This window comes from Granulicella cerasi (assembly GCF_025685575.1).
GTDB lineage: Bacteria > Acidobacteriota > Terriglobia > Terriglobales > Acidobacteriaceae > Granulicella > Granulicella cerasi.
Window position 1 is genome coordinate 844,809 of record NZ_JAGSYD010000003.1, and the last position, 24,425, is coordinate 869,233.

Below are 24,425 nucleotides of genomic sequence, written 5' to 3' on the forward strand. Positions count from 1 at the left end.
GGTTCCGAGCGCCACGCGCCGAGCCGGTTCCCTTCCCTCAACAGGCAGGCGGAAAGCAGGAAACGCAAGCAATGAGCGCGCTTGGCAGCCTCACTGTGTATTGCAAAGCCAAGGCCAGATAGCTCAGTGGTAGAGCGCGGCCCTGAAAAGGCCGGCGTCGGCGGTTCGATCCCGTCTCTGGCCACCACTCTTTCAATAACTTAGCGGCAATCACAAAGTTCAAGTTTAGTCGCGCGCGAACAATACGCGGACATTTGAACCAAACCGCGGTGCTGCGGTTCCGGCCATACCTTGCCTCACGATCGCTGGGGCTGCACGGATCGAGCGTTCCGTGCCGCAAGCGATGAATAACGTTGACCGCTTCAACCGCCCCGCTTTGCTGCGGCGAGCACGCTCTGGAGCAGGCCGGGAAAACGAGCATCGAGCTCCTTGCTCCGCAGCCGATTCATAATCACCGTGCCCTGAGTCTCGCCCTGAATGATGCCGGTCTGCCGCAGCACGCTGAAGTGGTGCGAGAGAGAGGACTTTGCCCTGTCCAAAGCGAAGGTGCCGCAGGCCTTTTCGCCCTCCAGGTGGAGCTGCCGGACGATCTCCAAGCGCACCGGGTCGGCAAGCGCGTGCAGGACCTCGACAAGGCTTGTGTGTTCGTTCGGATCGTTCCTGACCGCGCGCTTCTTCATGACAAATGTTCGATGCAATTCGAATAAGAAAGAATCCAAAATTGGCGACGCCCCATCTACGTAGAAGTTCGAAAATTTTCGAACAAGGGAGCAAAGATGAGAGCGTGGCAGCTACAAAACACCGGTAAGCAAAACCTGAAGATGATTGAGGTTGATCGCCCGATTCCCGGTCCCGGCGATGTCTTGGTGCGGACGCGAGCCGTTTCGTTGAACTTTCGCGATAAAGCGATCATCGACGGCACTTATCCGATCGCACTTCAGATGCCACTGGTGCTGGCGAGCGACCTGGCCGGCGAGGTTGTAGCTGTGGGCGACCGTGTCGACCAGGTGAAGGTCGGCGACTCAGTGCTGTCCGTCTTCAAACCACTATGGATCGACGGCGTACCCAGCCAGGAAGCTGGGCGGCAGACTCTCGGCGGACCGTTACCGGGCGTTCTGGCAGAGTATGTCGTGCTGTCGCAGCACGGCGTCCTGCGCTACCCGCCATACCTCTCGCCTGCCGAGGCCGCAAGCCTTCCGATCGCCGCCGTCACAGCCTGGTCGGCTTTGTTTAAAACGGGAGACCTCAAGTCTGGGCAGACAATTCTCGTGCAAGGCAGTGGTGGCGTTGCCTTGGCGGCGCTGCAGCTGGCGTCAGCCCATGGAGCTCGAACCATTGCTCTGACCCGCGGCACGAGCAAGATAGCGAGGCTGAAGGAGCTCGGCGCGTTGGATGTGATCGATACGACAGCAACGCCTGATTGGCAGCAGGAAGTGCTGCGCCTGACGGGAGGCAACGGCGTCGACCAAGTGGTGGACGTGCTAGGTGGTGACTCGCTACGGCGTTCTACGGAGGCGACGGCCTGGGGTGGCCAGGTGTCCGTGATCGGATTCATGGATCAGCCGACCGCTACGATCTCCGTGGGCACGGTCCTTGGACGAGGCATTCGCATACAAGGCATCGGCGTAGGATCGCGGAGGGACACGCAGGACCTGCTGACATTTCTGGAGTCTCACCGCCTGCGTCCAGTGATCGAGTCAACGTACCCCTTCGCCGAAGCGCCCGCAGCCTTCGAGCATCTGGATCGTGGGCCATTCGGCAAAGTAGTGATTCTGGTCGAGGATTAGCGACAACGGCCCCAGCCTTGCCGCTTCGATCGCATGGGCTGGGGCTTCCAGGAGAGGCAGTTACCACTGAGGCCGTCATTGAAAGGATTGCTTTCGGTGAGCGTATTTACGCTCGTTCCCAGATTGCTCGACTAGTGTCACATAAGGTTTTGGGTGGAGAGCCAAGCTCGGATCTCATGCACAAGTTCCAGTTTGCACTCGAGCGGGAGCCAGTGGCCAGAAGGCAAATTGCTAACGGTCAGGTTCTGGCAAGCTGCTCTCATGGGGTCGCCTTGATGGTTCCCGACGATGTTACAAACTTGATCGTAGTTACCGTTCACGAAGAAGAGGGGCTGCGTCAGTTGTCCGTTCTCCGGTGCGGTATCTGCATAGGCAAGGTTAGCCTCGTCGTTCAGATACCATGCGCAAGAGGGACGAAAACCGTGCTTCTCAAAACTTTTCACCAGCACCTCGAAGTCATCCGAAGGCCAAAGCTCAGGATCAGGTTGCGTTAGCGGAGCGCAATGCGCCTCCCCAAAACGGCCGCCCTTGCGGGTCACAAGCGCTAGCGGACTCACCTTATGCACCGATGCCGGATCACCGGATCGGAAGATCGTCGCTAAGGAGGAAGCCTTGTCCGCATCCAGATCGGAGACCGCCTGCTCGAAGTGTCTTGTGTAGTACCGGTAGTAATCCCATTGCCCATCCGGGTACTGCTCCGCGGGATAGATCGTGCGATCCACCAAGGGAACAATGGTGGAGAGCGCGTGGCCGGCAGGCTGATACGCGAGTGACGTCAACACAACGCCGCGAGCTCGTTGAGGTTGATGCGACGCAAGAGCACTTGCAACAACGCAGCCCCAATCATGACCGATCCAGATAGCGGGCTCGCCACCCAGGTGATCGTGCAATTCGGTCATGTCTGCGACAACTTCTTCAATCGAGTATGCGTGGATCGACTCAGGTGCAGAAGATCCACCAAAACCCCGCAGATCGGGAGCAATGCAGCGCCAGCCGTCCGCGGCAAACGCGAGCATCTGCGCCCGCCACATCAGGCCCATGCTGGGCCAACCGTGAAGGAAAATCATCAACGGGCCATCAGCTGGCCCTGCGACAAGATATTGGGTCGTGTGCCGGACCGTCTTCAAGATTTGTTTGTCTATCATGGGCTCTCCCGATGTGTGCCTCTCTTTTTGATGCACTGACACCTCCATTTGCAGCCGCAGTTCTCCATGTACGATCTGCCGACAAATGTAAGCTCAATTTTTGTCCGTGGGAGTGTCCGCGCTGCTGACCTTAGCGATTCGCGCGGAGGAGTTCCTCAATCCCTGCCGACGCAGCGCGGGCGATGCGCAGGAGGCGAGTGACAGAGGTGCCCTCCCGTGCGCTGGCGGAAAGTCCGGACATGACACTCGCCGTGTAATCCGTGACCGCAGTGGCCGCCTGCCGATTCTCGCGTGAGACAAAAGCGTGAATCTGCTTGCGCCGAAGTTTGGCAATGCGACGCGCGATGATGACCTCTTCTTGAGAGTCGTTGCCACGCACGGCTTCGAGCACAAGGCATCCACGCTGATGCGGATGCTCCCCGTAAGTGCGGGCCGCCTGTTCCAGCAAGTCAGTCAGAGCCTCCGCTACGGGGCGTTTTGGACGGAGAATGTCCTCCAGCGCTAGAACGGAATTGGAATACCGCTGCAGTATCGATTCGAAGTATGACGCTTTGCTGCCGAACGCCTTGTAGAAGCTGGGAGGGGTGATCCCTAGCTTCTCCGTGATCGCAGCGATACCAACCGTCTGGTATCCCTCTGCATGGAACATCTGCTGGCCTGTGTTCAGGGCCACCTGGAGATCAAACTCTCTCGGTCTTCCGCGTCGCTTCTCTAAGGTAGTCATCGCTACCCAATTCTACCCCCGGGTGGTACTTTGTATTTAGGTAGTGTTCACTACCGAAAGGTGACGAGGTTTGTATGAGTTATTTTGCGGGGAAACGGGTGATGGTTCTGGGTGGCAGCCGTGGCATCGGTGCTGCTATTGTTTCTGCTTTCAGTCAGGCAGAGGCTGAGGTGGTTTTCACCTACTCAGGATCGAAGGACGCGGCGGCGTCCTTGGCTTCCAAAACAGGTGCGACGGCTGTTTTCGCGGACGCGGCGGATCGCTCAGCAGCCGTGACCGCGGTTCGGAACGCCGGTCCGATAGAGATTTTCATTTACAACGCTGGAGTGATCGTAAGCGGCGATCCTCTCGCCGTGAGCCCGGACGATGTGGATCGGTTGATCGACATCAACGTTCGCTCGCCATACCACACCGCAGTGGAGGCTGTTCGCTCGATGCCGAACGGTGGACGCTTACTCTTCATCGGTTCAGTTCATGGAGACCGCATGCCCTTCAAAGGGATCACCTCCTATGGACTCAGCAAGTCTGCGCTGCAGGGCATGACGCGCGGCTTTGCCCGGGATTTTGGGCATCGAGAGATTACCGTGAACGTCGTTCAACCTGGCCCTACCGATACCGACATGAATCCCGCCACGGGGCCACTCGCCGAACAAATGCACGCCCAGATGGCGATCAAGAAGCATGGCACCTCCGAGGATGTGGCTCAATTGTGCCTTTACCTTGCAGGGCCGTACGCGAGCGGTATCACGGGAGCGATGCACACCATCGATGGTGGCTTCGGAGCCTAGTGGAAGCTTCCAGCGAGGCGTTGTACCAGCATCATGATCGACACAGAGGTGGCGCGCGGGTAGGGTCTCTCACGGAGAGGCAGAAGCGATGGCGGCATTTGGATCACGCTATATGTGACGTGCCCGCGTATCCGCCAAAGAACAGCGGACTCATAAAGGCGAAGCCTCGCTGTCCATCAGCCTCTTGTGTGCGGGATACATGGATGAGGTTACTGACTGTGAAGCGGAAGGAAGACCGCGAAGAGCGTTCCGCGATACGGACCCTTCAACCGGCTTCTCACTCGGATATATCCACCGTGCTTCTTTATGAGATCCATGCTCAGCCACAGACCGACACCTGAGCCCTCGGCTCCCTTCGTCGTGAAGAATGCGTCGAAGATATTCGGGATCATCTCCTCAGGCACACCGGAACCGGAATCGCTGAAGATGAAGCGGACGCCTTCCTGTTGCGTACGCTGATCCGTCGTGTTGAAACATCGAATCCTGAGTACTCCGCCATTGGAGCCGATCGCATCCAGAGCGTTTGCGATCACGTTGCCGAAAACCTGCCGAAGCTCGCCCGGCCGCACGAGAATCTCACCGGAGCATCTCACTCGAGTTTCGAGGGTGACCTTGCTTCCCATGATGTGGCTTCGATACATCGTGAGGACATTCTCGAGAATTTCGTCCGCACGGGTGGGGATGGGCTCTCTGGATTCGCGATGGTAAGCAAGAACCTGCTTTGTGATCTGGCTGATGCGCAGCAGCTCTTTCGAGGCCTGTTCGACATACACGCGAGTCTCGCTGGAATCCTCCGAGCTACGCTCCGCAAGAAAAAGCAAATTCGACATCGCTTCCAGAGGATTATTGATTTCGTGAGCGATGACATGCGCCAGTCGACCGGTGGCGGCCAGCCGTTCATTGAACTTCAACGTTTCCTGAAGCTTTCGATGGGCGGTGATGTCCGTAATCAGAAGTACCGAACCATCCTCAGCTTGAGGGTCCGACTCGATGACGTTCTGGCGCAAGCGGAACCATCGATTGGCGCACGGGAGTTCTACGGGAATGCCTTCTCCATGCTGCTGAAGGAATTCATCGAAGGAGATCCCAAACTTCTCATAAAAGATACCGGCGAGTGCCTTTCCGTCCGTGTCGGAAGGAACAAGCCCCAGTAAGTCTCTGAGGGTTCGGTTGGTACGGACGATGACGTGTTCCGAATTGAGGAGAACAACTCCATCGCTCAGAGAGTCAAAGGTCGTTTGCCATTGGCGCGCCGACAGGTTGGCTACCGACTCAGCACGACGGAGACGAAGTAGAGAGTTCACCTGCGCGATCAGGACCATGGGTTCGACCGGCTGTGTCAGGTAGGAATCAGCGCCACCTTCGAGCGCCTGAACCTTGCTTTCGTCCGATACAAACGAGGCGGAGATCTGAAGCACCGGAATGCTCAGCGTGACCGGGTTCGATTTCAGGCGCCGACAAACGTCATAGCCGAGCATGTCCGGAAGATTGACATCACAGATGATCAGATCAGGCTCGGTGAGTGCCTTCGCTAAACCATCGCTGCCGTTGACAGCCTCATCAATCTCGAAACCCGCGCGGGAAAGACTGTGTCGAAAGACGTACCGGGTCGGCTCCTGGTCATCGATGATCAGGATACGTTTCCGCGAAGATCTTCCGGGGTCGCTCATGCATCCGTCCTGGTGTGCTGGGCGAGAGTGTCCATGAGTTCTCTGATGCGCGCCGCCGAGTCAGGAAGGGTAAGGGACTGCTTAGAAAAGATAGCAATCGTGTTTTCCCGAAAGAATTTGAGTTCGTCCTCTTCCAAGACCTTGGTCGAATGAAGGACTACCGGCGTGTTCTTCAACTCCGCCGATGCGCGCAATTCCTTGAGAACCTCTAAGCCGTTGAGATCCGGCATGTAGAAGTCGAGGAAGATGATGGCGGGCTTCAAATCGAGGGCGAGTTTCAAGCCTTCTCGCCCGTCCCTTGCCTCAAAGACTTCGTAGAGGGTTGGCGAGATATGCTCGCGGAGAAGATAGCGAGAGACCTCATTATCGTCAATCATGAGAATTCGCGGCCGTTCGGCTTCCGAAGTCAGTTTGACGACCTGAGCAATCATTGCCTCAGGCTGGAAAGGTTTGAGAAGAAATGCGTCCGCACCCAGGCCGTAGATCTTATGTTGCTCATCGGTCACACTCATCACGAGAACGGGGATTGGATTGCTGGCGCCTTTGAGTTCCCGGAGAAAGTTCCACGAGGTCTCAGCGTGAAGTAACAAGTCCAGAATGACTGCCGCAGGCCGCATCTGCACGATGAAGGCTTTGGCATCGTCCACGGAAGTAACGGCGTGAGTTTGAAAGCCGGCGGTTGCCAGATAACGCGAATAGACGAACGACGTCTCGCGGTTGTCCTCGACAATCAGGACCAGTTTCTTGTCTGGATCCAGCACGGGAAGAGCATTTTCTGCCGGAGGCGCGGCGCCGGAATAAACCAGGGGCACTTCAAAGAAGAAGGTCGAGCCGCTTCCGACTTCACTTTGCACAGTAACGGAACCGCCGAGCAGTTCGGCGAGCTTGCGAGAGAGAGGCAGTCCCAGCCCTGTGCCCTTCACGCGCCGCTGCATACTATTTTCGACCTGGCCGAATTCCTCGAAGATGATTCGCTGATCGGAGGGAGAGATGCCGACACCTGTGTCCGCGACAGCGAATTCAATGCATTGATTCTTCAGCTGCGCGGTGACGCGGACCTCACCTCGGGGCGTGAACTTAATCGCGTTGGAGATGAAGTTTCGAAGGACCTGGGAAACCTTTTGCTCATCTGTGAAAAGAGCAGGAAGCTCATGCGCAGGTTCAAACACGAGATTGAGCGAGCTTTCAGCCAGCAGAGGCTTGAGCATGCCGCGAAGCGCGCCAAACAGGTCAGCGACATCGAAGCTCTTCGCTTTCACTTCCAGTTTTCCGGCTTCCACCTTGGCAAGATCAAGCAGATCGTCAACCATCTCCGCGAGTTCTTTGGCCGATCGCTGGATGAAGCGGATCTGCTGATCCTGCTCCGATGTCAGCTCTCCATCCATGCGGTCGAGCAGCATTCTCGTCAACGCCAGCATGGAGTTCAGTGGCGTCCGAAATTCATGCGACATATTGGAGAGGAAACTGCTTTTGAGCTCCGAAGCCCGACGAAGATAATCCGCCCTCTCATCGAGTTCGGCGTAGAGCGCGACCACCCCGCGGTTCGTGTCCTGAAGCTCTTCGTTGATATGAAGCAGTTCTTCTTTGCGCTCGTTGAGTTCGTTGAGCGTTTTGAGAAGCTCGCGGTTTTGAACTTGCAGCTCGTCGATCGGAGTAGCCGGGTGCTGGCGCGCAAGTTCGGCGACGACCTTCTTGAGCTGTAGGTCGTCGACAACGGTTGCCAGGCGAGGGAGCGCTTTTCCGAAATGCACAGAGGTCCCTGAGCGATTCGTCTCGATAGAGAACTCGTCCATCAAGCGTTTCGTTCCGAGGATTCCCATGCCCATCCCCGTGGCGGATCGATAGGAGCCGCTCATGACGGTATCGAGATGAGGAATGCCGGTGCCCTGATCGGTGACAGAAACCAGAAACATTTGCCGATGGAGATCGATGTTGAACGCAACGACGCCCGCCCGCGCGTATCGGAACGCATTTCGTGCGATCTCGGACACTGCCGTGGCGATGCGAATCTGTTCATGGTGATCGAACCCGAGCGAAGCGGCGATGGAACGAGCGCGCTGCCGCGCGTTCACCACATCTCTCTCATTCGCCAGGATCACGTTATGGATGGGCCGGATCACGCGAGCGGGCCTCCTATCTTCGCGACCAACACGGTTGCGTCGTCTCGTCGTCTATTAAAGTCCCTGTACAGGATCCCGGCTGCCAACGCCGGATGCCGGTTCTGCAAACCGGGATAGCCGCTAAGGCTGGCTTTCGAAACAAGCCCGTCGGAGAACATCTGGAGGATGGTGTTCGGCTCTATCGGGTACGTATATTCCTGAGGCACCCGAGGCAGAACGGCGCCGAGGGTTCCGTTTTGTGAAACGAGGCTTCTTGAGGTCATTCCATGCAGCAGGTTGCAGCTGATGTTACCTACGCCGGCGTAGGTGACGATCCGTCGCTCATGATCGACGACAGCAACCGACATGGCGGCGCCTCTCGTTTTCTTGAGCGCGTTATGCACCCTGGTGAGGATTTCTGAAGTGGGTTCGCCCACGGATTGTGAAACGACCGCGACCGCTTCATCCGCGGCCTCAGCTGCACCGGCACCATGCCCTAGACCGTCGACCATCATGTAAAGGGACTGCACTGCGTTGATCTTCAGAAAGTAGTTATCCCCGCAAACGGATTCGCCTTTGATGGGGACGTTCACCAGACCTACTGCGGCAGCGGAAGACGAGCCTGCGCTCTTGAAGCGGCACCAGTAGACCGTCCCCTTGTCGGGGCTGGAATAGAGCGATGATTCGTCGGAGAGGCGTGCGATGGCGCCTAAGCCTTGCCCGGGGGTACCGATGGAGGAGAACCCGTCCTCCATGGCGCGGCCGATATCCCGGATACCGGGGCCCTCATCCAGGGCGAAGATATCCAGCCAGAAGTGTTCACCTGCGACGAAAGGACAAAGCAGAAGTTCGCCTCGGGTGGCGTGGAGCAACACGTTTGTGGCCGCTTCCGTGCAGGCAATGCCGATATCGCTTCTGCGAGCTTCGTCGAATCCGAGAGCCTGCGCAACCTGGAGTGCAGCGCGTCGCGCCTCGCCGATCGTGCTCTTGTCATCGATCGCAATGGATTTATGGTTCAGGCGCAATCTTCACTACTTCCAGCGAATGATCGTGACAGTTGTACCCCGTCCCGGCTCGCTCTTGATTTCGAAATCATTCACGAGACGCTTACTCCCGCTAAGACCAAGTCCCATCCCGCCACCCGTCGTGTAACCATCGCGGAGGGCGAGTTCCAGATTCGCAATGCCCGGCCCCTTATCGTCGAAGCTCAGCTTGATGCCCTTCCGTGCGCCTTCCTCCACGATGGAGGCGAGGACGGAACCGCCGCCGCCATGCTCCAGCGTGTTGCGCGCCAGTTCGCTGGCAGCGGTCACCAGCTTCGTCTGGTCGACCAGACTGAACTTCAACTCAGTAGCCCATTGACGCGCCAGCTGACGAACCTTAACCACGTCGGCAGAGGTGGCGATGGGCATCGTTTCACTCTTGAGCGCCATCGTTCTCAGTTTCCTCAGGCTCAACGTCCTGATTGAGGTACGCCTGGAGAAGTTCCATGCCGCGCTCCACGTTGAGCGCCGTCTTGATGCCGGGCAGGGCCATGCCGAGCTCGACGAGCGTAATCGCGACCGCGGGCTGCATACCGGTGAGCACGGTCTGAGCATCAAGAACGCGGGACATCGCCGCAATGTTCGCCAGCATCCGCCCGATGAAGGAATCGACGATTTCCAAAGAGGAAATATCGATCAGGACGCCTCGCGATGCGTACTTCGCAATCTGGGACGTGAGATCTTCCTGCAACGACATCGCAAGCTCGTCGTGCATATCTACCTGAATGGTTACAAGAAGGCAGTCCCCGACTTTGAGAATGGGTATCCGGTCCATGCTTAGACTTCCTTCGCCTTGGTGGGAGCGGTCTTCACATTCACAACCGTCTTGCCCAGACGGCTCAGTGCAAGCGCAAACGCATCGGAAAGCTTGGCTTTGGTCTGTACGTCGTTGAGGTCGATGCCAAGATGAACGATCGTCTGAGCGATCGCCGGGCGGATGCCGCTCAGATAGCAGTCGGCTCCCATCAGGCGAGCTGCGGTAATCGTCTTGATGAGATGCTGTGCCACAAGGGTATCCACGGTGGGGACGCCTGTGATGTCGATGATGGCAACCTGGCTATTGGTTTCAACGATCGCTGTCAGCAGTGACTCCATGACCACCTGGGTGCGCGCGCTATCGAGTGTTCCGATGAGAGGTAGTGCGAGCACGCCGTCCCACAGCTTCACGACAGGTGTGGACAGCTCCATCATCTCTTCCTGCTGGCGCACGATCGTCTGTTCGCGGAACCCGATGGCAGTCGTCACCGTGAGCATGGCGAGCTTGTCCAGCAGATCGCCGGAGGTCCAAACTTCATCCATCAAGTCCGATGTGCTCTTTACCGAACTGCGGAGTGCATTGAAGACCGGTTGCTTCAACGAGAGGATGAACATAGCGGTTTCCGCAGGGCTGAATCCCTGCTCCATCCGCGACTTCGCAATTTCCTTGAGGAACTCGCGTGTTCCCGCAAAGGCTTCGGACTGGACATCAGACGATGTTTGAGCAGCATCAACGACTAAGCGCAGCAGTTCCGCGGCTTGCCGCTGAAGGTCGGCGTCATTGATGAGGTCGGAACGGCGGGTGGAACCTGCTAATTCGCTCATCCACCCCGAAAGGATCGTAGCCTCGTTGTTTCTGATTACCTCTTGAAATGCGCTCATTCTGTCCTTCCTTGACCTGCTGATAGCGGCTTCTGATTCTACATGAGGCATGCCTGTAGGGTTTTTTGGCCGAGAAATCGAGGGCGCGGCCAAGCTCTAAGGTTCACAACGCCTCTCCGGGATGAGCGCTATGCAGCAGTCGGCCCTCCCTGACCTAAGCCAACCTCTCACGACAGGAACGCCTCTCACGTACTGACAACCCTCTTGGTGTCGCACGCCCAATCGCTCTTGGAAAGTGTCGTGTATGGCCCCGTTTGTGATCTTAAGAGCCGTCTTCGGCTATCTGTTCCTGGTGCTGATGGTTCGAATCGTCGGCCGCCGCCCAGGCAAGCAACTCACTCCATTTGAATTCGTGCTCGTCTTCTATCTTGGCGGTCTCACCCTGACCGGGATGGTTGGAACAGAAGCCTCCCTCACAAACGCCGTCACCCAGATCCTGGCGGTGGCCCTCTGCCACTACGCTCTTGCGTGGTTGCGCTTTCGCTACGACGCTTTCGCTCAGATTCTCGACGGCACCCCACTGATCCTTACGGAGAAGGATCAATGGCGGTCCGAAACGATGTCGCGCATGCGCATTCAGGATAACGACGTCATGGACATGGCGCGCGCTCAGGGACTTTCATCGCTCGACAAGGTGGATACAGCCGTCCTCGAAGCCTTCGGCGAAATCGCCATCATTCCGAAAGAAGACAAGGAAAAGAGCTAGGCATGCCATCTTCCACACCAACAACACCGATCGAGGATTCGGTCCCCAAGATCGACGAGAAGATCGCGGTCGGAGAGAACCTTGAGTTTCAGCGTACATGGTGGAAATTCGAGCGCGTGGTCTGGACGCTTTTCCTTCTCATTCTCATTGCCGATGTGCTCGGAGTCTTTGGCCGGGGCTGGCTCTCAAAGGGGCGAGTATCGGATGCCGCACAAACCTTGACCGTCGATTACGAACACGTAGCCAGGGCAAGCACTCCCTCCATCATGACGCTTCACTTCGGGCCCAATGCCATTCACAACGGCCACGTTCAGCTCTACGTTTCCGACTCGATCGTGAAGCCGCTGGGCGCGCAACGCATTTCCCCGCAGCCCGCCGTTTCCTCTGTGGGGCGTGACGGCATCACCTATACCTTCGACGCGACTGAGCTTCCAGCTTCCGTTCAAATTGCACTCGAGCCATCCTTCCCTGGACGACACCCCTTCAAGCTGCAGGTAGTTGGCGGCACACCCGTTCAATCCAGCATCATCGTGGTGCCGTGACATGCCAACGATCATCCATGCCGTTGCCGGCTACTTCATCCTGCTGTTCATCGTTCGGGTACTCAAACGCCGCGCGGGTTCGCAGATGACGCTATTTGAATTCGTCATTGTGTTTCTGATTGGTGGAGTCATCATCCTGTCCACGGTTGGCAATGATCGATCAGTGACGAACTGCACCTGTGCTGTGATCGCCGTAGGTTTGATCCACCGCAGTCTAGCCTGGGTGAAGGCAAAATCACCCACACTGGGCGCGATTCTAGACGGCACGCCTCTCGTCATCATTCGTGCAGGTGAGTGGCAACCGGAAATCGTCAAAGGAATGAAGCTGAGACGGGAAGACATAGAAGCAGCTGCGCGCTCAGCAGGTGTGACCCGCATCGAAGACATCGATTACGCCATTCTCGAACGCAACGGTCGCATTAGTGTTCTCCCCAAAGATTCCTAATCTCTGCACAAAGGACCTCTCATGCCGAACGAGATCGAAACTGACATCCCGGCCCGGTTGGATCGTTTGCCTTGGTCCTCGTGGCATACGCGAATCATCACGGCCCTGGGAACATCATGGCTGCTGGACGGCCTGGAAGTCACACTCGTCGGTTCCCTGTCTGGCATCCTGGAGTCTTCCTCGGGTCTGCACCTGACCGACCCCCAAGTCACCGCCGCCGCCACAACGTATCTCGCTGGAGCCGTTCTGGGAGCGTTGCTTTTCGGCTACCTGACGGATCGTCTTGGCCGACGCAAGCTCTTCCTCGTGACCCTGGCAACCTACTCCCTTGCGACGGTAGCGAGCGCCTTCTCTTGGAACCTGCTTAGCTTCTCGATCTTCCGTCTCTTCACAGGCATTGGCATTGGGGGCGAGTATGCAGCCATCAACTCCGCCGTTGACGAGTTGATTCCAGGCAAACTCCGCGGGACCGTCGATCTCATTGTGAACGGCACATTCTGGCTGGGAGCTACGGTAGGCGCGGTTGCCGCGATGTACCTGCTCGGCGGCCACCTTCCGCAAAATACAGGTTGGCGCTACGCTTTCGGAATTGGCGGCTCCCTTGGATTAGTCGTTCTCGTCTTACGCCTCTTCGTGCCTGAAAGTCCGAGATGGCTGATGCTGCGAGGTAAGGAGGAGGACGCAGGTCGCATCGTCGCGGACATCGAGAAGCGTGTGTCCCATGGGGAGAGTTCCAAGCTTCCTGCTCCCGAAGGCGAGAAGCTCAAGATCACCGTGCGCGATCACACGCCTCTCGGAGAAATCTTCAAGAACATGACAGGCGAGAATCTCAGCCGCTCGATTCTCGGTCTCGTTCTCATGGCTTCGCAGGCATTCTTCTTCAATGCCGTCTTTTTCACGTATGGACTCGTCGTCAAGAAATTCTTCCACGTGAGTGACCGCGAACTGCCACTTCATCTCCTGCCGTTCGCAATCGCCAGCTTCCTTGGCCCACTTACGCTTGGAAAGCTGTTCGATAAGATCGGACGGAAGCCGATGATTACGGCAACATACGCTGGTGCGGGTCTGCTGCTGCTTGGCACCGTGTTCCCATTCGCACATGGCACTCTGGCAGCTCGCGGTCTGGGAATCTGCTTCACCGCCGTTTTCTTCATTGCGAGTTCAGCCGCAAGTGCCGCATATCTGACCGTGAGTGAAATCTTTCCGCTGGAGATCAGGGCGTTTGCGATTGCCATCTTCTACGCGTTGGGAACGCTCGTCGGCGGCGTAGGTGCGCCCATCCTCTTCGGCGTTCTCATCAAAACCGGATCGCGGCCGCTGGTCGCGGCGGGTTATGGCCTTGGAGCGCTTCTTATGGTGGCTGCCGCGGTCTGCGAGCACTTCATCGGCGTCGAAGCAGCGGGTAAGAGCCTTGAGAGCATCTCGAAGCCTCTGCAGAGTCGATAAGACACCCGCCAGGCACACTCAGGTTTCTGAGCGCTCATCTCTTCGCGAGCGGGCCTTGCAGCGCTCTCGCCTCACTCAAGAATCCCGTGGAGAAAAGCGTCTATATGTCGCCATGCCGACATATAGACGCTTTCTCATCTCACCATCTTGCATCACACACGTTGACTAGTCGCTGGCAGTTGAGTGACGCGTGCGGAGTAGCGACTTCTATTCGCGCCGCACGTTGACCGTATCCAACGAACACCAAAGTGAGAAGCGAGGGACTCATGTATCACCACGTAAAGAAAATGATGTACACGGTAAAGGTAGACACTCCCAACATCCGTTTCGGCAACATGCTTCTTGAGCAGTTTGGCGGAGCCAACGGCGAACTGGCAGCGGCCATGCAATACACCATCCAAGGTTGGAACTGCGTCGACGATCTGGCACGACGGGATCTTCTACTGGACATTGGCACCGAAGAACTCTCTCACTTGGAAGTCGTTGGAGCTCTCATTCGCCTTCACCTGAAAGATCTGAAGACCAACCGAGAAGCGGCGGAAGCAGACCCTTTGATCACGATCGCCGGCGGCGGCGGTGTCAGCCTGTATAACTCTCAAGGCAACGCATGGACCGCAGACTATCTCAAGATCACGGGCGAATTGGACGTCGACTTGCGAAGCAACATTGCCGCAGAAGCTCGAGCCAAGATTGTTTATGAGCGGTTGCTCGACCATACGGACGACCCGGGCACGATCGACACTCTGCAGTTCCTCATGACCAGAGAGATCACTCATATGAAGGCTTTTTCCGCCGCGCTCGAGAGCATGGAGAAGCCGCCCTTCTCGATCGGCTTCCTGAAGCCCACGCCCGGCATCGTGGACCAGTACTTCAACGGTTCAACGGGCGATGGCAGTGAGGGCGAGACAGACATGCGCGGCCCGTGGCAATCCGACTTCGGGCTTCGTCCGGTTGAATCGGAAATGGTCGGAGGCCCTGGTCTGTCGATCGAGGATGTGAAAGGCACGGAGGGGCAGGAAGAGAGAGGCAAGCAGGACTCTGCCCAAAAGGCGATCACTTCACCCTTTGCAGAAGCTCTAAGCCAGACATCTCCGAGCACGAACAAGCCCGGTGTGGCGGACGGAGCTGACGCACCGACCGAGAAGAAGCTGAAGCCGAAGTCCAAGAAGTAAACGGCGGTCATCAGAATGGGCGGCCTGCGGGCCGCCCATTCTTTTGCAGTTAGGCTTTTTCGTCGAACAACGCCTGTCCAGCCGAAGCGTATAGGGCAGACAGTATCTTGCGCGTTGACGAATAGCATTCGCACGCTGCCTTCTCCAAACCAGTCCGGTTGACGACTCTTACCTGTCCCCGAACGTACTCGATGAGGCCGCGTTGCTGGAGTTCTCCGGCAACCGCGCTTACCGTAGTGCGTTGACTGCCCATCATCTGTCCTAAAAATTCCTGCGTCAGCTTGAGAACCGTGTCCCCCGTCCGATCCTGCACCATGACAAGCCACCGGGCAAGACGCGCCTCCACCGGGTGAAGTCGGTTGCACCCAGCCACGAGCCCGAGCAGCACGGTTTGATATTGCGCATATGCCAGGAGAGGCCTCCGTATGGCTTCATCTTCCTGGAACATCTGTTCGAAGGCGCGATAGTCCATGCGTAGACCCGTGCCCGCGACCTGCATAAAGCAACGAGTGGCCACCGGAACTGGACCGAGTAGATGTGTCCCCTGAGGAGCGCCTTCTCTGCCGACTGTGCCGACTTCGGTAGTGCTGCCGTCCTCCATAGTCACCACGATCGAGGCGATCCCTGACGTCAGGAAGTGAATGTACTTAGGCTGTTCGTCAGGCTCATAGAGAGACGTCTTCACCGAAAGGGTCATCGGCTTGAGGTGGCGTAATAGCTTTTTTCTCTCCACCTCGGGCATGGAGTCAAGCAGTACATTGCTGAGTCGGTAAGGCATCAAAAGCCTCCTGGATATCTATTGGATGCCGCGGCCGTCGTTGAAAAGCTGGGGATTGGGTGTCGAAACGAGAAACCCGGGTTGAGAGGATGTTCCTGCTTATAGCGGAGCACGATGCAAACTACCGTGTTCGGATCGAATCGTATAAATTCGGGAGATGCCCTCAGAACCCTTCCTTCGCCGCGCTCTGCGGCTGTCTGCCCTTTCGTTTGCTCTTGGCGTTGCGACAAGCGCGGCGCACGCTCAAGCTCTCGGTGAACTCAAAGGCCATGTCACCGATGCCACTGGCGCTGCGATCCCCAGCGCTTCGGTCACGCTGACCGATAGCGCCACGCACACGGCGCTTCATGCGCGCACCACCAGCGCGGGCGACTACGACTTCTCGCAGTTGAACTCCAGCCGCTACACGGTTGCGGTGGAGGCGTCCGGCTTCGCATCGTTCACACAAGTCGGCATCACCGTCACCACCGGCACCACGGTTCGCGCGGACGTGATGCTCAAGGCGGGCAACACCGAAGCTGTGACAGTCAACAGCGACCTTCCGCTCCTCCAGGCCGCGACAAGCGATATGGCCACGACGATTCCGGGCCATCAGGTGCAGGCGCTACCGCTGAATGCGCGCAACTTCATCCAGCTCACACAGCTTGCGCCGGGTGTGGCCCTGCCACCGGGGCAGTTGCTGCCGCGTATCAACGGCGGACGTCCGCGCACCAACGAATACCTCTACGACGGTGTCTCTGCGCTGCAGCCCGAACCCGGCCAGGTCGTGTTCTTCCCGATCATTGACGACATCGCCGAGTTCTCCGTCGAAGCCAACAACGTGCCCGCAGAGTTTGGCCGATTCAACGGCGGCGTGGTCAACGTGGCGACACGCTCCGGCACGGCCGACTTTCACGGCAGCGTCTACGAGTTCTTCCGCAACGAAGCCTTGAACGCGCGCAACTTCTTCGCGCGCACCGGCGCCAAGCCGCAGTATCGTCGCAACATGTTCGGCGCGACGCTGGGTGGCCCGATCGTGAAGGACAAGCTCTTTTTCTTTGCGGACTATCAGGGCCTGAAGCAGCGCATCGGCATTCCGCGCATCTCCACCGTGCCCACTGAGGCGATGCGTGGCGGCAACTTCTCGGGCGTCGCAAAGATCTACAACCCTTGCACGACGACGACGAACGGCGCGGGCCAGACGGTGCGCACGGAGTTCACCAACGACACCATCACCACCGCGCAGTGCGCATTCGATGCGAAGGCGCTGACGATCCTCAATCTCTATCCGCATGCGCAGAGCGCAGCGGCGAGCAACAACTACAGCTACACAAACAACGACGACGATCATCAGAACCAATTCGATGTGCGTCTCGATGGCGCGCTCGGCCGCAAGGACCGCGGCTTCGTGCGCTACAGCTACTTCTCTGAGGCCGACAAGCCCGCAGATTATCTGCCGCTCTACGGTGGACTCATCAGCTCGGCCAGCGCTGTGGTCGGCACGTCGAACGTGACCGGCGTAACGAACGTGCTCGGCCAACAGGTAGTGCTCAACGAGACGCACACCTTCACCTCCTCGCTGCTCAACGACTTTCGCGTTGGCTACACGCGCCGCGGCAACTCCTCACTGGGCGCGCAGCTAAACGGCACTGCGACGAGCGTGCTCGGCATTCCGAATATCCCGGTGAACTCGTCGTACGCGAACACGATGCCGCAGTTCACGTTCACGGGCTATCAGCAGCTTGGCTCTGCGGCCAGCGCCAGCGGACGCTACCAGACAGCTGTTGGCGAGCTCATCGATACGCTTGTGTGGACGAAGTCTTCGCACACCATCAAGCTTGGCGCCGACCTTCGTCGCTATGAGCTGAACGCCTTCGCGCCGCCGTTGCCGACAGGCTCGTTTCAGTTCACGACCACCGGCACCGACACCACCAGCACCGCAGGCGCGGTCACCGGCGGTAACGCCTTCGCGAGCTTCCTGCTTGGCCAGGTGGACACGTACACCGTCGACCTGCAGCAGCGCACGATTCGTCCGCGCGACTACATCCACGAGTTCTTCGCGCAGGACGACTGGCGCGTAACGCCGAAGCTCACGCTGAACCTCGGCGCGCGATGGACGCTGCACATGCCCTCCACCGAAACGCACAACCAGGGTGCGGTCTTCAACCTTGCCACGCAGCAACTCGACTACCTAGGCGTCAACGGTAATTCGCGCTCCGCGCGTGAACTGCATTGGACAAACGTAGCTCCGCGCGTCGGCTTCGCCTACTCGCCGAACGCACTGAGCGTCATCCGCGGTGGATACGGCATCGTCTTCATCGACCAGAGCGGCATCACCACGCCGTTCACCACGCCGCAGTATCCGTTCATCCAGAACGTGCAGCAGAAGACAACCGATGGCTACATCCCCGCCTTCGCACTCGCGGCTGGTCCCAGCCAGGTGACGCCCATCGCAGCGACGCCGGACGCGGGCCTCGGCCAGAGCGTGTACACCGCCAACCGCAAGATGGGCTCTGGCTATTCGCAGCAGTGGAACCTCGCAGTGCAGCAGGCGTTCACGCCGAACCTCTCGCTGGAGGTCGCCTACATCGGCTCGCACATCGTGCACCTCGGCATCCCTGACCAGAACCTCAATCAGCTGACTGACGCGCAGATCGCCAGCGGTCTCGCCGGTGGCGCAGCCGCCACGAATCTTACCGGTCAGGTGGCAAACCCGTACTTCAATGTGCTGCCGCGCACCAGCGTGCTCGGCGCTTCGGCGAAGATCGCTCATGCTCAGTTGCTCAAGCCGTATGCGCAGTTCCAGAACATCGCGATCTACCGCAATAACACCGGCTCTTCGGTGTACAACGGCCTCAGCACGAAGCTCGAACAGCGCACGCGCGAGGGGCTGACCTTCCTCGTGTCGTACACATGGTCGAAGCTCATCGATCCTGCGTCGAGCGTCTTCTCGTCCACGGTGTTGAGTTCGCCGAATACCTCATCACTCATCATGGCTGATACCTATCGACCGTGGCTGGAGCGCGATCTCTCCAACGGCGACATGACCAATGTTGCTTCGGTGAGCGCGGTCTATGAGTTGACGAAGTTCAAGGGCCACGGCTTCCTCACGCCCGTGCTTGGCGGTTGGACCATCAACGGCATCTACACGATGCAGAGCGGCATGCCGGTGACGGTGACGAACTCCACGAACAACAATGCCTTCGCGGGTGTGCCGTTGCAGCGACCGAACATTGTTGGCGACCCTGTGTTGCCATCGAGCCAGCGCAACTTCCAGCACTGGTTCAACACCTCGGCGTTCCAGGCTGCGCCGCAGTTCACCTTCGGCAATGCCTCGCGCAACCCCGTGCGTGGACCGGCATATCGTGACCTCGATCTCTCGCTCTCGAAGCACACCGCTCTCGGCGCGAAGACCGATCTCGAGTTCCGCGCCGAGGTCTTCGACGTCACGAACACCCCGGGCCTAGGCTCACCGAATGGCTCTGTAGGCGCCGCAGCTTTCGGTACGATCACCGCCACCAGCACCGATCCTCGTGTGGTCCAGTTCGCTCTCAGGCTGAGCCGCTAAAGACTCACTCAAGCGTGTTGCGCCGACGATGAATCCGCGTCGGCGCAAAGCTTGCAGGGGCGCAGAGAATCTCTGCGCCCCTACAAATCACAACGCTGTAACGTCGCTGTCAGCGCGTACGCGCACGCCAAAGCGCGCCGCTCACAGCATCAGTAGCTTCCGTCATGAAGACCGAGTGAGGATGCTGCGCGAGTACGGCTTGCTCCATCGCGCGGCGCACCGGCAGGATGTGCTGCACGACCGAACCGGTGAAAGCAAAGTGGATCGAGTCACCTTCGCGGAAGCCAGCACGCGCCAGCAAGCGCAGTATCACCGCCGCCAGAGCCCTTCCCTGCTCGGCAAGAATCTCATCAGCCAATGGATCGCCAGCAGCTTGCGCTTCCGCAACGATGCGCGCGAGCGAAGCAAAGTCCGGCCCCGGCTGTGCATGTACCAATGAGATAAGCTCGCTCGGCGTGGCCACGTTCCAGTGTGTGAAGACACGCTGCATGAGCGGCGTGATCTCGCCGCGGTCATACTCGCGGAAGAGACGTCGCAACGTCTCTATACCGATGCGATAGCCTGAGCCATCATCCCCCAGCAGCGGGCCCCAGCCACCGGCAGAGAGCATCTGCCCCTCCGGGCTGCGCACAGCGATGTTCGACCCTGTGCCCGCAAGCACCAGCACCCCCGGCTTGCCGAAGAATGCTGCATCCAGCGCAATTTCCACGTCACCGAGCACCAGCAGATCGCCGCCAACGCGTGCGCCGATCTCTTTGCGTAGCCAATCCGCCACCATCGGCACCTGCTCGCCAGCCGTGCCGATGCAGGTGTGCACCACATCCTTCAGGCTGCGGCCCGATTTCGCTTCGAGCTCACGCAGCGCGTCTTCCAGATGCTTGGTGGCTGTGGCTTCGTCCACGCGCATGCGTTTGATCGAGCCGCCACGTACGCGCGCGATCTCGCGTTCGCCTTCTGCCAGCGCGTACTCGGCCTTCGTGCCGCCCGCGTCGATTCCCAGATACAGATTCATCGTTCTCGTTTCGTCGGCTATGGCTCGCAGCGGAGCTAGATGTCGTTGCGGTAGCGCTCGATAGCGAGCAGCACCAGTTGCGAGCGAGTGCGTACGCCGGTCTTGGAGAAGAGCTGTTGCAAAGTGGCCTTCACCGCGCTTTCAGAAACGCCGAACTCCGCCGCAATCTCCTTGTTCGCCTTGCCTTGCAGCAACAGGCGCATGGTCGCACGCTCGCGTTCGGTGAAGCGCGGAATCGTCGGCGCTTGTCCCGCAACGAGAATCGCGCGCAGGTACTCCTGATCGATGAGCACACGGCCCGACGCTACCTCCACAATCGCGCGCTGCAGATCTTCCGGAGATTGCTGCTTGTGGAAGATGCCCGACAACCCCATCTGGATGAGCTTGAGCGCGTCGGCATCGGGCAGCCCCGCAGTGACGAGCAACACGCGGCCTTCGAAGCCACGACCGCGCAGGGTCGTCATGAACTGCAACGCCGTTTCGCTGCCGAGGTCGTAGTCGAGGATCAACACGTGCGGCTTCGTCGTCAGGATCTGATCGATCGCCTCCGACGGCACACCGCTCTGGCCCACAAGGTCATATCGTTGATCGTTCGAAAGCAGGCGCAACAGACCCTCGCGGAAGAGGGCGTGATCGTCCAACAAATATAGGCGTACAGGAACCATGGTGCTCTTCTATGCGGAAGCCGCCGACAACGCGGCCACCGCTCCTTCCTGAGGAGTCACGAGACGAAGGATGATCGCAAAGCGGCAGCCTTCGTCCGTGGGTCGGTAATGCAAATCAGCGCCAAAGCTCTTCGCGATGGCGCGCGAAACGTACAGTCCCAGTCCGGAACCTCCGCCTTGCGGGCGGCCGGTCTGGAAAGGCTGAAACAGTCCCTTCGGATTCTTCAAACCGTGGCCCGTATCGGTAACGAACATCGTCACCACGGAGCCATCATGCGTGGCCTCGATGATCAGTTTGCGCTCGGGCATCTCTTCCACGGCCCGCAGCGAATTCTGCGCCAGGTTCAATAGCACCTGCAGCAACCCCTGACGCTCCGCCTGCACCGCCGGGAAGGAACGCGGCACGCGGAACTCCAGCGAGCCGTCGATGTCTTCCCAGTCCTGGCCGATCACAACGCGAAGCTGCTCGATCACTTCATGCAGACTCACCGCAGAGAGCGCCGCGCGGCTCTGGTTCCGAAGGTCGAAGGTAGAGATCTCGGTGAGGCCGTCAATCAGACGCGTCAACGCCTCGAAGTCTTCATCGCCTGCAAGGTTCGTGTGGTTGGAGAGGTTGCGCTGCACGACGGCGATCGCAGCGCAGAGGTTGCGAATCTCATGCGAGACCGCGCCGGCCAGCACACGGTTCTGCTGCACCATGTCTTCGAAGTGAGCGTGCTCACGCTCACGTACTTCGGTCGAGCTGTCCGTAAGAATCGTAGCGAGTCGGCGGTTCTCGCCCGTGCCATAGATGGAGAACCATGCGGTCGCCGGAAACTGCGTGCCGTCGGAGCGATGCGCCCAGGTGCTTACCTGGGTGCGGACACCGGAGATCTCCTCGGGCAGGCGCAATGCGTCGTCAAAGAGCGGAACGAGTTCGCGAATCTGCCGACCGACAAGAATGCGTCCGTCCTTCTTGCCCTCGAGCGCGAAGATCTCTTCCGCAGCGGCGTTCGCAGCCAGCACCTCGCCCTTCACGCTGATCGTGAGAATCGCGGCCGGGCTGCTCTGTGCCATCAGGCGAAGCTGCTCCTCCGCGCGACGGCGCAGGCGCTGCTCGAAGCGGATACGCGCGTTGTGTTCCAGCAGCGAGCGACGCGAGTCGAGGATCTGATAGATAAGCAGACCGCAGCCGATGTACGCCATGCTGGCCATGCCGAAACTCAGCAGATGCCCGAGGAAGGTTTCGCCGCTGATCGAGAAGCCGCGCACGATCGCGCAGAAGATTGCCGCGCCCACAATCTGCCAGCGCGTCAGCACCACGGCCGCAAGCATCACCGGGAAGACATATACGATCTCGAGCGAGTAGTCGCTGCCGGTGTGCTGCTCCAGTAGAGCGATTGCCGCGACCAGCACCAGGCCCATCCCCAACGTCTTCGGCTTGCTGGAAACGAAGCGCCGCACCGCTCGAAAAACGCGGTTACTCTGGCGACGTCGGGTAGTGGTGACAGGCAGCATAAGACCTCAGTACAGCTTAAGCCGTGGCGACAGATAGATGCGAATCCGTTTAGCGGAACTATCGAAAGATTTTGCGCGACTTTGTCACTAAACTTGACGTCTACATGGTTGCCGTGAAAATCCTGATGCGCTCGCTCCCGTTGGCCCTGTTGGCTGCAGGTTCTCTCTCTGCTGCTGCCCAGACCGCTCCTGCCTCTTCCGCACCCTCCACCAGCCCCGAGCCGCAAGGCTACACGCTGAAGACCTCGACGCGTCTGGTTGTGCTGGACGTCGTGGTGCTCGACAAGAACGACAAGCCCGTCACCGGGCTCGATAAGTCGCAGTTCACCATTCTGGAAGATAAGGTGCCGCAGCGCATCCGCAACTTTGAGCCACACGTGCCACCCGCGAACGGTGCACCGAAGACGGTGGTGACGAGCACCGCGGACCTGAAGAAAATCGGCACCGACCCGGTCGACATCCTCGTGCTCGATGAGTTGAACTCCAAGTTCGAAGACATGGCCTATGCGCGCGACCGCATGGAGCACTACCTGATGCGCCAGCCCGAAGTACTGCCGCACCCCACGCAGATCGTCGCTGCCGGTGACGCGCACTTCGTCGTGCTGCACGACTACACGCAGAGCCGCCAGGAACTGCTGGACGCCGTGAAGAAGCACTTCCCGCAGTACCCGTGGCAGATGATGCGCAACAGCAGCGGCGATGGCGCGCTTGAGCGCACCTCGCAGACGCTCGGCGTGCTCGGTCAGATCGCCGATGCCTCCAGCGGCACTCCCGGTCGCAAGAACGTGATCTGGATGGGCGTGGGCTACCCGATGATCGACACCGTCAGCCTCGACGAAGAGGATCAGGACAAGATCATGGCCGTGGTGAAGACCATCACCACGCGCCTGCAGATGTCTCGCGTCGTGCTCTACGTGATCGACCCGCAGGGCGTGCACGCGGTGCAGCAGGATGACGGCACGGACGCGGATGGCAACCCCACCACGAGCGGTCCCACCGATAGCCTTGGCCCCTTCGCCGACAAGCTCGACTTCGCCAGCTTCGCCACGGCCACCGGCGGCGCGATCTTCGCCGAGCGCAACGACATCGACGTGGCCATCGCTGACAGCTTGAAGGAAGCTTCGGTCTATTACACGCTGACCTACACGCCGACCAGCACCGACGACGCAGCCGCCCCCTTCCGCAAGATCGTCGTCAAGCTCGGCACGCCCGGCCTCCACGCCGTGACGCGCCAAGGCTACTTCAGCGGTCCGCCGCCGGTAGAAGCCGCGCCAACGCCGACCGCGAAGACCAGCAATCAGCTCAAGTGGGACATCGCTGCCGCCGCGCAAACGACGCTGCCCTACAACGGACTCGACGTGCAGGCCAGGCAGGATGGCAAAGGCTACAAACTGCTCGTGCTCGCCAAAGATGTCACCTGGATCGACGAAGACGAAGGCTCTCGCCGCGCGGAAGCCACCATCATGGTGGTTTGCTACAACGTCAAGGGCAAAGAGCTGTTGCACAAGTCGATCGAAGAGAAAGAGCGCATTCCGGCGGGCACCGATGTTGACCACGGCCAGCACGTGGCCTTCCCCTTCGCCTTCGACGTGCCCGAGAAAACCTCTCGCATACGCTTCGTAGTGCGCGACGCAGGCACCGGGCACATCGGCACCGCGGATGTGAACCTGAAGTAATGTAGGCTGGAAACACTTTCCGTTTTGTGGCGTTTCCGTGCGGCG

Annotated in this window: 22 protein-coding genes and 1 tRNA gene; 10 read left to right on the forward strand and 13 right to left on the reverse strand. The window is 59.0% G+C overall.

The genetic code is table 11. The annotated features are described in order from the left end of the window. Positions 1–112 precede the first annotated feature (112 nt). Positions 113–187 (forward strand) — tRNA-Phe (locus OHL11_RS13060). A 175-nt stretch (positions 188–362) separates the two neighbouring features. Here OHL11_RS13060 and OHL11_RS13065 read toward each other — a convergent pair. Further along, positions 363–680, reverse strand: a complete 318-nt coding sequence (locus OHL11_RS13065) for an ArsR/SmtB family transcription factor (RefSeq protein WP_263371939.1) — start codon at positions 678–680, stop codon at positions 363–365. Between the two features lie 96 nt (positions 681–776). Here OHL11_RS13065 and OHL11_RS13070 point away from each other — a divergent pair, with 96 nt between their 5' ends. Further along, positions 777–1,787: a zinc-dependent alcohol dehydrogenase family protein gene (locus tag OHL11_RS13070; protein ID WP_263371940.1), complete on the forward strand. Its 1,011-nt coding sequence runs from the start codon at positions 777–779 to the stop codon at positions 1,785–1,787. Between the two features lie 137 nt (positions 1,788–1,924). Here OHL11_RS13070 and OHL11_RS13075 read toward each other — a convergent pair whose 3' ends face one another. Together OHL11_RS13075 and OHL11_RS13080 are read right to left on the reverse strand one after the other, a co-directional pair. Further along, positions 1,925–2,932 carry an alpha/beta hydrolase gene (locus OHL11_RS13075; RefSeq protein WP_263371941.1) on the reverse strand — a complete coding sequence of 336 codons (1,008 nt, stop codon included), beginning with the start codon at positions 2,930–2,932 and terminating at the stop codon, positions 1,925–1,927. 130 nt (positions 2,933–3,062) lie between these two features. Beyond that, a complete protein-coding gene (locus tag OHL11_RS13080; protein WP_263371942.1) occupies positions 3,063–3,605 on the reverse strand; it encodes a TetR/AcrR family transcriptional regulator in 543 nt (180 codons plus the stop codon). A gap of 125 nt (positions 3,606–3,730) precedes the next feature. Here OHL11_RS13080 and bdcA point away from each other — a divergent pair, with 125 nt between their 5' ends. Beyond that, positions 3,731–4,444 carry an SDR family oxidoreductase gene (bdcA, locus tag OHL11_RS13085; RefSeq protein ID WP_263371943.1) on the forward strand — a complete coding sequence of 238 codons (714 nt, stop codon included), beginning with the start codon at positions 3,731–3,733 and terminating at the stop codon, positions 4,442–4,444. Positions 4,445–4,653: 209 nt separating this feature from the next. Here bdcA and OHL11_RS13090 read toward each other — a convergent pair whose 3' ends face one another. Genes OHL11_RS13090 through OHL11_RS13115 form a run of 6 tightly spaced genes read right to left on the reverse strand, consistent with a single transcriptional unit; the run spans position 4,654 to position 10,894 of the window. Further along, on the reverse strand, positions 4,654–6,114 hold the full coding sequence (locus tag OHL11_RS13090; RefSeq protein WP_263371944.1) for an ATP-binding response regulator: 1,461 nt from the start codon (positions 6,112–6,114) through the stop codon (positions 4,654–4,656). Next, positions 6,111–8,234, reverse strand: coding sequence for an ATP-binding protein (locus tag OHL11_RS13095; RefSeq protein WP_263371945.1), 2,124 nt, complete (start codon positions 8,232–8,234; stop codon positions 6,111–6,113). Before OHL11_RS13095 ends, OHL11_RS13090 begins: the two co-directional genes overlap by 4 nt. Further along, positions 8,231–9,238, reverse strand: coding sequence for an ATP-binding SpoIIE family protein phosphatase (locus OHL11_RS13100; RefSeq protein WP_263371946.1), 1,008 nt, complete (start codon positions 9,236–9,238; stop codon positions 8,231–8,233). Before OHL11_RS13100 ends, OHL11_RS13095 begins: the two co-directional genes overlap by 4 nt. A gap of 6 nt (positions 9,239–9,244) precedes the next feature. Continuing rightward, positions 9,245–9,646, reverse strand: a complete 402-nt coding sequence (locus OHL11_RS13105) for an anti-sigma regulatory factor (RefSeq protein ID WP_263371947.1) — start codon at positions 9,644–9,646, stop codon at positions 9,245–9,247. Beyond that, positions 9,630–10,031, reverse strand: coding sequence for an STAS domain-containing protein (locus OHL11_RS13110; protein ID WP_263371948.1), 402 nt, complete (start codon positions 10,029–10,031; stop codon positions 9,630–9,632). The genes OHL11_RS13105 and OHL11_RS13110 overlap by 17 nt, the downstream gene beginning before the upstream one ends. A gap of 2 nt (positions 10,032–10,033) precedes the next feature. Further along, positions 10,034–10,894 (reverse strand): STAS domain-containing protein, encoded by an 861-nt coding sequence (locus OHL11_RS13115; RefSeq protein WP_263371949.1) that lies wholly within the window; start codon positions 10,892–10,894, stop codon positions 10,034–10,036. Positions 10,895–11,138: 244 nt separating this feature from the next. Between OHL11_RS13115 and OHL11_RS13120 the strand changes: the two genes are divergently transcribed. The 5 genes from OHL11_RS13120 (at position 11,139) to OHL11_RS13140 (ending at position 15,205) form a co-directional block, all read left to right on the forward strand. Continuing rightward, positions 11,139–11,600, forward strand: a complete 462-nt coding sequence (locus OHL11_RS13120) for a DUF421 domain-containing protein (protein ID WP_263371950.1) — start codon at positions 11,139–11,141, stop codon at positions 11,598–11,600. Between the two features lie 2 nt (positions 11,601–11,602). Then, a complete protein-coding gene (locus OHL11_RS13125) occupies positions 11,603–12,142 on the forward strand; it encodes a hypothetical protein (RefSeq protein ID WP_263371951.1) in 540 nt (179 codons plus the stop codon). 1 nt (position 12,143) lies between these two features. After that, the gene (locus OHL11_RS13130; protein ID WP_263371952.1) at positions 12,144–12,587 is read left to right on the forward strand and encodes a DUF421 domain-containing protein; all 444 of its coding nucleotides are present in this window, start codon (positions 12,144–12,146) and stop codon (positions 12,585–12,587) included. 21 nt (positions 12,588–12,608) lie between these two features. Next, positions 12,609–14,033 (forward strand): MFS transporter, encoded by a 1,425-nt coding sequence (locus OHL11_RS13135; protein ID WP_263371953.1) that lies wholly within the window; start codon positions 12,609–12,611, stop codon positions 14,031–14,033. 266 nt (positions 14,034–14,299) lie between these two features. Continuing rightward, positions 14,300–15,205 carry a manganese catalase family protein gene (locus OHL11_RS13140; RefSeq protein WP_263371954.1) on the forward strand — a complete coding sequence of 302 codons (906 nt, stop codon included), beginning with the start codon at positions 14,300–14,302 and terminating at the stop codon, positions 15,203–15,205. Between the two features lie 49 nt (positions 15,206–15,254). Here OHL11_RS13140 and OHL11_RS13145 read toward each other — a convergent pair whose 3' ends face one another. Next, on the reverse strand, positions 15,255–15,983 hold the full coding sequence (locus OHL11_RS13145) for a Crp/Fnr family transcriptional regulator (RefSeq protein WP_263371955.1): 729 nt from the start codon (positions 15,981–15,983) through the stop codon (positions 15,255–15,257). 157 nt (positions 15,984–16,140) lie between these two features. Between OHL11_RS13145 and OHL11_RS13150 the strand changes: the two genes are divergently transcribed. Beyond that, complete coding sequence (locus OHL11_RS13150) at positions 16,141–19,530, forward strand: TonB-dependent receptor (RefSeq protein WP_263371956.1); 3,390 nt, start codon at positions 16,141–16,143, stop codon at positions 19,528–19,530. Between the two features lie 109 nt (positions 19,531–19,639). Here the strand turns inward: OHL11_RS13150 and OHL11_RS13155 are convergent, their stop codons facing one another. Genes OHL11_RS13155 through OHL11_RS13165 form a run of 3 tightly spaced genes read right to left on the reverse strand, consistent with a single transcriptional unit; the run spans position 19,640 to position 22,650 of the window. Further along, positions 19,640–20,542 carry an N-acetylglucosamine kinase gene (locus OHL11_RS13155; RefSeq protein WP_263371957.1) on the reverse strand — a complete coding sequence of 301 codons (903 nt, stop codon included), beginning with the start codon at positions 20,540–20,542 and terminating at the stop codon, positions 19,640–19,642. A gap of 35 nt (positions 20,543–20,577) precedes the next feature. Continuing rightward, complete coding sequence (locus OHL11_RS13160) at positions 20,578–21,207, reverse strand: LuxR C-terminal-related transcriptional regulator (protein ID WP_263371958.1); 630 nt, start codon at positions 21,205–21,207, stop codon at positions 20,578–20,580. A 9-nt stretch (positions 21,208–21,216) separates the two neighbouring features. Further along, positions 21,217–22,650: an ATP-binding protein gene (locus OHL11_RS13165; RefSeq protein WP_263371959.1), complete on the reverse strand. Its 1,434-nt coding sequence runs from the start codon at positions 22,648–22,650 to the stop codon at positions 21,217–21,219. A 179-nt stretch (positions 22,651–22,829) separates the two neighbouring features. Here OHL11_RS13165 and OHL11_RS13170 point away from each other — a divergent pair, with 179 nt between their 5' ends. After that, entirely contained in the window at positions 22,830–24,380 is a 1,551-nt protein-coding gene (locus OHL11_RS13170; protein WP_263371960.1) for a VWA domain-containing protein, read from the forward strand. Positions 24,381–24,425: the final 45 nt, after the last annotated feature.

Excerpts from the sequence above, each read along its gene's own strand:
- OHL11_RS13090 (WP_263371944.1), bottom strand. The coding sequence starts at position 6,114 with ATGAGCGACCCCGGAAGATCTTCGCGGAAACGTATCCTGATCATCGAT.
- OHL11_RS13120 (WP_263371950.1), top strand. The coding sequence starts at position 11,139 with ATGGCCCCGTTTGTGATCTTAAGAGCCGTCTTCGGCTATCTGTTCCTG.
- OHL11_RS13075 (WP_263371941.1), bottom strand. The coding sequence starts at position 2,932 with ATGATAGACAAACAAATCTTGAAGACGGTCCGGCACACGACCCAATAT.
- OHL11_RS13115 (WP_263371949.1), bottom strand. The coding sequence starts at position 10,894 with ATGAGCGCATTTCAAGAGGTAATCAGAAACAACGAGGCTACGATCCTT.
- OHL11_RS13135 (WP_263371953.1), top strand. The coding sequence starts at position 12,609 with ATGCCGAACGAGATCGAAACTGACATCCCGGCCCGGTTGGATCGTTTG.
- OHL11_RS13110 (WP_263371948.1), bottom strand. The coding sequence starts at position 10,031 with ATGGACCGGATACCCATTCTCAAAGTCGGGGACTGCCTTCTTGTAACC.
- OHL11_RS13170 (WP_263371960.1), top strand. The coding sequence starts at position 22,830 with ATGCGCTCGCTCCCGTTGGCCCTGTTGGCTGCAGGTTCTCTCTCTGCT.
- OHL11_RS13070 (WP_263371940.1), top strand. The coding sequence starts at position 777 with ATGAGAGCGTGGCAGCTACAAAACACCGGTAAGCAAAACCTGAAGATG.
- OHL11_RS13105 (WP_263371947.1), bottom strand. The coding sequence starts at position 9,646 with ATGGCGCTCAAGAGTGAAACGATGCCCATCGCCACCTCTGCCGACGTG.
- OHL11_RS13065 (WP_263371939.1), bottom strand. The coding sequence starts at position 680 with ATGAAGAAGCGCGCGGTCAGGAACGATCCGAACGAACACACAAGCCTT.
- OHL11_RS13130 (WP_263371952.1), top strand. The coding sequence starts at position 12,144 with ATGCCAACGATCATCCATGCCGTTGCCGGCTACTTCATCCTGCTGTTC.
- OHL11_RS13145 (WP_263371955.1), bottom strand. The coding sequence starts at position 15,983 with ATGCCTTACCGACTCAGCAATGTACTGCTTGACTCCATGCCCGAGGTG.
- OHL11_RS13150 (WP_263371956.1), top strand. The coding sequence starts at position 16,141 with ATGCCCTCAGAACCCTTCCTTCGCCGCGCTCTGCGGCTGTCTGCCCTT.
- OHL11_RS13160 (WP_263371958.1), bottom strand. The coding sequence starts at position 21,207 with ATGGTTCCTGTACGCCTATATTTGTTGGACGATCACGCCCTCTTCCGC.
- OHL11_RS13125 (WP_263371951.1), top strand. The coding sequence starts at position 11,603 with ATGCCATCTTCCACACCAACAACACCGATCGAGGATTCGGTCCCCAAG.
- OHL11_RS13140 (WP_263371954.1), top strand. The coding sequence starts at position 14,300 with ATGTATCACCACGTAAAGAAAATGATGTACACGGTAAAGGTAGACACT.
- OHL11_RS13155 (WP_263371957.1), bottom strand. The coding sequence starts at position 20,542 with ATGAATCTGTATCTGGGAATCGACGCGGGCGGCACGAAGGCCGAGTAC.
- bdcA (WP_263371943.1), top strand. The coding sequence starts at position 3,731 with ATGAGTTATTTTGCGGGGAAACGGGTGATGGTTCTGGGTGGCAGCCGT.